6 protein-coding genes are annotated in these 6,631 nt (G+C 58.6%); 5 read left to right on the top strand and 1 reads right to left on the bottom strand.

Annotated elements, in window-relative coordinates; all coding sequences use genetic code 11:
- From Q3981_RS09960 to Q3981_RS09940, 5 genes are all read left to right on the top strand, one after another.
- A partial coding sequence (locus Q3981_RS09960) for an aspartate aminotransferase family protein (RefSeq protein ID WP_303125835.1) occupies positions 1-1,302 on the top strand: 1,302 nt, incomplete at its 5' end.
- A 121-nt stretch (positions 1,303-1,423) separates the two neighbouring features.
- Entirely contained in the window at positions 1,424-2,224 is an 801-nt protein-coding gene (locus Q3981_RS09955) for an SDR family NAD(P)-dependent oxidoreductase (RefSeq protein ID WP_303125833.1), read from the top strand.
- A 67-nt stretch (positions 2,225-2,291) separates the two neighbouring features.
- Entirely contained in the window at positions 2,292-2,885 is a 594-nt protein-coding gene (locus Q3981_RS09950; protein ID WP_303125828.1) for a gamma carbonic anhydrase family protein, read from the top strand.
- 1 nt (position 2,886) lies between these two features.
- A complete protein-coding gene (locus Q3981_RS09945; RefSeq protein WP_046201921.1) occupies positions 2,887-3,213 on the top strand; it encodes a hypothetical protein in 327 nt (108 codons plus the stop codon).
- A 420-nt stretch (positions 3,214-3,633) separates the two neighbouring features.
- Entirely contained in the window at positions 3,634-5,217 is a 1,584-nt protein-coding gene (locus Q3981_RS09940) for a condensation domain-containing protein (protein ID WP_303125825.1), read from the top strand.
- Here the strand turns inward: Q3981_RS09940 and Q3981_RS09935 are convergent.
- A partial coding sequence (locus Q3981_RS09935; protein ID WP_303125823.1) for a hypothetical protein occupies positions 5,214-6,631 on the bottom strand: 1,418 nt, incomplete at its 5' end. The genes Q3981_RS09940 and Q3981_RS09935 overlap by 4 nt on opposite strands.

The raw sequence follows: 6,631 nt of genomic DNA, 5'->3' as shown, positions 1-6,631 counted from the left end.
CGAGCCCACGTTTTCCATTCGTGGTCTGCACAGGCGGAGTTGGATCCGATTGTGATGGAATCGGCCCACGGTTCCTACATCGTCGATGCAGATAAAAAGGAATATATCGACTTTTCTTCGCAGCTGGTCTACACGAATATCGGCCACCAGCACCCGAAGGTCGTGCAGGCCATCAAGGAGCAGGCGGACCAACTGTGCACCATCGCCCCGGCGTACGCGAATGATAAGCGTTCAGAGGCCGCGCGCCTGATCACGTCGCACTTGCCCGATCATCTCAACAAGGTGCTGTTTACCAACGGTGGCGCGGATGCCGTCGAGCACGCTATCCGTTTGGCACGTCTGCACACGGGTCGCTACAAGGTGTTGTCGCGTTTCAGGGGCTACCACGGCGCAACCCAGATCGCTATGAACATTTCGGGCGATAACCGTCGGTGGAGAAATGACTACGGCACATCGGGCGCGGTTCACTTCTTTGGCCCGTTCTTGTACCGCAGCCAATTCCACGCCACGACGGAAGAGGAAGAGTGCCAGCGCGCCCTCGAGTACTTGGATAACCTCATTGCGTTTGAAGGGCCGGAGCTGTTCGCCGCGTTCATCATGGAGTCCATCCCCGGAACTGCGGGAATTATGCCTCCTCCGGCCGGATACTGGCAGGGCGTCCGCGAAATCTGCGATAAGTACGGCATTGTCATGATTTGCGACGAGGTCATGGCTGGTTTCGGCCGGACCGGCAACTGGTTCGCCTTCGAGGAGTTTGGTGCGAAACCGGACCTGGTGACCTTCGCTAAGGGCGTGAACTCGGGTTATGTCCCGTTGGGCGGCGTCGCAATCTCTGACGAAATCGCCGCTGATTTCGACCACACCCCCTACCCCGGCGGATTGACCTACTCCGGTCATGTTCTGGCAACATCCGCTGCCGTGGCGACGATCAATGCCATGGACGAGGAAGGAATGGTTGAGAATGCCCGCCGGTTGGGCGAGGACGTTTTCGGCCCTGCGTTGCGTGATCTGGCAGCAAAGCACCACAGCATCGGAGATATCCGAGGCCTTGGTTGCTTCTGGGCGGTCGAGCTGGTGAAGGATCAGGAAACCCGCGAGCCCCTCGGTGCGTATGGAACAACCGCGCCCGAGGTCAAGGAACTCGTTGCGGAGTGCCGTGAGAATGGCTTGGTCGTGTTCCAAAACATGAACCGTATCCACATTTGCCCTGCCCTCAATATTCCCGACGACGTTGCACGCCAGGGTCTTGAGATCCTGGATAAGGCGCTGACGACGTTGGATCAGAAAGTCGCTATTCAGTAGTAGCGACTAGCGGCGCGGTGGGGGCGCATTCCGTCGAGCAGGGCACGTGTGTCCCCCACGACCCGTACAATCTTTAACCTGTAAAACCCTTAAAAATATCCGTACCTTTGGAGAATTATTTATGACATCACCTTCTAAAGACGCTTCTTCCGCTACCAATCACGATTCTGGCGCTCATGGCGACGGCACCAAACCTGTAGCCGTCATTACGGGCGCAAGTTCCGGCATCGGCGCGGCGTCCGCAAAGGCGCTGGCCGACGCGGGATACACCGTCTACATTGGTGCCCGGCGCGTCGAGAAGCTTCAAGCCGTCGCAGAGGGTATTGACGCCGTCGCCCTGCCGCTGGATGTGACCGATCAGGAGAGCGTCGATAAGTTCTGTGAGCAGGTTCCGCGGTGTGACGTGTTGGTCAATAACGCTGGTGGGGCGCACGGATCCGAGTCGATTGCCGACGCCAACGTCGAGGACTGGCAATGGATGTATGACACCAACGTGTTGGGCACGCTCCGAGTGACTCGTGCTCTGCTGCCCAAGGTTGAGGCCAGTGGCGATGGTCAGGTCATTAATATCAGCTCGATTGCCGGGCACGAGCCGTACCGCGGTGGAGCTGGATACAACGCCGCCAAGCATGCAGTGGCTGCGATGACGCGCGTGCTTCGCCTCGAGTTGCTGGGTAAGCCGGTTCGTGTGTGTGAGATTTGCCCCGGCCTGGTGAACACGGAATTCTCGACGGTGCGTTTCGGCGGCGATAAGGAGAAGGCCGACGCCGTCTACCGTGGCCTCGAGCCGATGGTTGCTGAGGACATTGCCGACGCTGTCGCCTGGATTGCGACGCGGCCGTCGCGGATGAATATCGACCACATTACGATCATGGCTCGCGACCAGGTCTCGGCACAGGAAGTCTATCGTCGCGAGGAGTAACGCTGCGAGGAGTAGCCGCGGCTTGTTCCGGCTACCCCCGGTTCTCGCGGCTTTCTAGTATGGAGATATGGAAAACTCGGCTTTCGCTCCACAAACGGCTTCATCCACGGACGGTCCGCTGCTTCTCCCGTTCAACGGGAAGCGACCGCGAGTTCACCGGACCGCGTGGATTGCGCCCAATGCCACGTTGATCGGTGATGTGGAAATCGGCGCGCATTCCAGCGTGTATTACGGCTGCGTGCTGCGCGGCGATGTGAACTCGATCCGAATTGGAGAACGCACGAATATTCAGGACAACAGCGTTCTCCACGTCGACAGTGATGCCCCCTGCACGCTAGGTGACGATGTCACCGTCGGACATATGGCGCTGGTGCATGGCTCCACTGTGGAAAATGGGGTGCTCGTGGGGATGAAGTCTGCGTTGCTCTCCCACAGCGTGATCCACGAGGGGAGCTTGATCGCCGCCGCTGCTGTGGTGCTGGAAGGGCAAGAAATTCCTGCGCAATCGCTGGCTGCGGGCGTTCCGGCGAAGGTCAAACGGCAATTGTCCGATGAGCAGTCTCACTCATTTATTCCACATGCTGCCCACTACGTGGAGAATGCGGAGTCACAACCGCGCCGTACCGAGTCGCTGAAGCCAGAAGACGTGTATTTTGACTGATATGGCAAAGACTAACTGGACTTTAAAGAAAGCCAAGTACGTTGATACGGCACCCATCGTTGCGACGGGCTTGATCGGCGGATGGATCACCGCCCGCGAAACTGGGATCCGGCCGCTGGGCGGCGTCGTTCTTGGTGCAGCTGGCCTCTACGCTGGGCGGACCTGGCTTGCTAAGAGAGGCCCGGCGAAGGCTGGAGCGCTCGGCGCCACCTACTTGGCCGCGTTCGGGGCGTCGCACCCGCTAGCCAAGAAAATTGGGGCGTGGCCCTCTGTTCTGACGGTGGCGGGACTCACCGCTGCTGCGTCATACGTCGTTTCGGATATGTAACGAACGTCACTGCCATTTTTTGATGGTATCCATTGACTGCCTCCTTGAGCTCACCGATAAGTCGGTGAGCAGGCAGTTTTCCTTCTTCTTGCAGCCTTCTCTCTATGCACGATTATGTTGCAAATCGTACGGCTAGGCCATTAAAAATCGTTAGAAATTGAAAATAGGCACTTGACGAGGCTGCCACGGCAACCTACGCTACCGAAACTTGAGAGTACAAACCTTTAGCTCATCTACGGTGTTTCGTTGTTCACCGTGGAGATAGCGAACCAGCGTGGCGTGGCAGCCTCCGCTTTCCGCGTCCTCGATTGACCCAAGAGAGCAGCTTTTTCTCGGGCCGGAACGCACCTACGCAGTGCGCTCCCCCACATCGTGCAATCGCGTACTCAGTGCAGTAGCACGACTGCTCATAAGACAGTAGTGGCAGCACTTCAGCTGGATAAGCACATCGAAGTACTGGTACCGAAGCAACGCACCAGCACAGCAGCAACGTACTGGCACAGAAGCACGGCAACAAGCAAAACGAAGGACGACACGATGGAATACACAGAACTAGCCGACTACCCCCTCCCCACCGGACAGCTATCCACCTGGCAATTTACCGACGACGCTAGCCAGTGGAGCGAGGACGAACGCAGCCTTTCCATCAACCACGAGGATCACCTCCGCGAAGTCCTCCGCGCAGAAAAGACCAACGCCGAGCAGGGGCTTCCCTCCGTCTACGAGGACTGGATCGGTGGAGCATTCGTTATCCACCAGCCACTGCGTACCGACGCTTTCCGCGAGGCCCTCACCACATGGTTTAGCCGCCATGAGGCATACCGGACGACAGCCGTCGCTAATGACCGCGACGAAGCGACCACGAGCTTTACGCGCTACACGCTGGGTTCTTCCGCAGTTGACGTGTCCCGAAACGACTTCGGCGTCTACCACGACGACCAACTCTTGCGCCACGAGATTCACCGGCATTTCGCTCAGCATGTCAATGGGATCGGATGGCCACACGTCACCGTCGCGACGATTGAGCCTGAAGTTGAAGCAGCGCAGGAATTCACCGTCATTTTCGCCGCTGACCACGCCGTGATGGACGCTTACACGCAGCTGTTCACCATCGCCGAGCTCCGGGAACTCTACGCGGCAGCCGTCGATAAGCGGGAACCAGCACTGCCACCAGCGGGTTCTTATGTGGACTTCTGTGCGGGAGAGCGCGCGGTCACGGAATCGGCGTCCGCTCGTGAGCGTGCGGTGGAGGAATGGAAAGAGTTCCTCACTGGTGCTGATGGGCATCTTGCACCGCCGGTGTTCCCGCTGCCTATTCGGTCGGACGCGGAGTCGGGGTCGGCCACGCCGGCGGACCAGCACCGGGCACAGCACAGCCTTTCGCAGTGGCTGCTCAATGAGAAGGACATCTCGGAGCTGGGTAAGCGCGCCAAAGCCAACGGTGGCTCGACCAAGTCGGCTCTTCTGACTGCCCTGAAGTTGGCCCTCACCGAGCTTTCGCCGGTGTCGTCGGCGCGGTATATCATGCCGATGCACACTCGCCACGAACCCAAGTACATGCTGTCTGCCGGGTGGTTTGTTGGGCTCATGCCTGTCGACGATCCGCTCAACGGGGCATCGAGCTTCACCGAGGCGTTCTCGGACACGGTTCAGGCGACGAAGCGGCACCGTGATCTCTCCGTCTACCCCTATGCCGCTGTGAGCGACGCATTGCACATCAATGAGCCTCCGCGGTTCGTGATCTCGTACGTCGATACGCGGTTTGTTCCAGGTGCCGACACCTGGGGCGACCACGATCGCGCCCTCCGTAGCTCTGTGATGAGCGACGACGATGTCTACATTTGGCTCAACCGCACTGGTGAGGGACTCAACGTTTCGATGCGCTACCCCAATAACGCTCAGGCGGAAGAATCGATCGCTGCATTCCTGTCACGGTTCGCTGCCATCATTCATAGCGTCGTGACGACGGGTGATTACGCGGCTGCTGTGCCCGTCCGCGCTTAGTTGGTGCGTGTTAACCGGCGAGTGAGATCGTCAACGCACTCGTCGAGTATTGCCTCTGCCTGGGGCGTTCCGGGATATTTCGCCCGGAGTGATAGCCCTTTGTCGTTTCTGGTGAACCACAGCTGCACTGTTGCTGTAGGGGCGAGCGACGAAAAATACACGGCTCCGGGGACCGCTGCCGACCGGCCGGGCCCGGTACGAAAATCGCTGTATGACACCATGAACGGCTGCGGGGTCGGCATCACAGGTTGGAATGTCTCCATAATGATGTCCAGTGGGACGGTCACGGCGTTGATACCGTCGCGCAACCATTGGCGCACACCATCGCTGTTGCCTGGCTCGGCGATGACGGGACCGTTGCTGACCATCCACCCCACGGTTCCGTGGTAGGAGCTCGACGACCGCCCGCGTGTGTGGATAGGGACGACGCATGGCAGGGATTCCGCACCCACCACGGTGTGCACGGAGCTGGCAAGAGTTGCCATGGCCTCGGCGAACGTCCTCGTTGCAATCGGTCCGGTCATGTCAGCTGCGGGTACAAGAAGTTCGGTGCGGTGATGAGGAGTCACCGACTTTGTCGTTCTTAATTCGGCAGGGAACGCCGGCACGATTCCCTCGGTGTGATCGAAGAAACGCTTCCATACCGCGAGCGCGCGCTGCAGTTCATCGCTGTTACTACTGTCATGCCAGCGAGCAGACGCTTCCTTTTCTTTTCGCACCACATCAATAAACGACGGAGCCGCGGCGGGATCAGGAGCTGGGGAGTTTTCTTCGTTCCCGTCAGCGGTCCCGGCGTCTTCTTCGGCGGAGTTGTTATTACCGTTTCCAAGCTTCTCTGCCGATGAGGCCACAAGATCCCACAGCCGTCGGAGAATGATGTGGATGCTCGCCATATCCGCATGAAAGTGGTCGCTCGCCACCACGAGGCGATGACCACACAGGGCGAAAAAGAGCCCTGGTTTGCACCCTGGAACGCAGGCGGCGTCGATCCTCGCCTCCACTTCTTGACGAATAGTTGAAGAATCTTCGTGAGAATCGGTGAGGAATGCTTCGGTCGAGATAGATAGTTGATCACTCGACCACATTCTCTGGATGCTTTCGCTTTCCGACGGATCGGAGGGGACTAGCCGCAATGCGTCATAATCACCGATAAGAGTGCGGATTGCCTCCGCAATAGCGTCTACGTTCTTCTCTGTACCGGCGAGAACACCATTGGGGAGGATAAAAGATCCTGCAACCCACGATGGACGGCCACTCGCCCTGACGCTCTCCAGATGGTTACGTTGGTTAAGCGTCAGTGGAAAGGTTTCCGAACCGGGAATTCCGTCCCAGTCCAGAACATACTGAGTACACGGACCTGAAAGGGCAATATCATCGAGGTAGCACACATCCACGTCACCGACGGTACCAGGAC

The sequence above is a fragment of the Corynebacterium sp. genome (assembly GCF_030530965.1).
Classification (GTDB): Bacteria; Actinomycetota; Actinomycetes; order Mycobacteriales; family Mycobacteriaceae; genus Corynebacterium.
The sequence above is the reverse complement of the archived record's forward strand: the minus strand, read 5'-3'. Positions and strand labels throughout refer to the sequence as shown.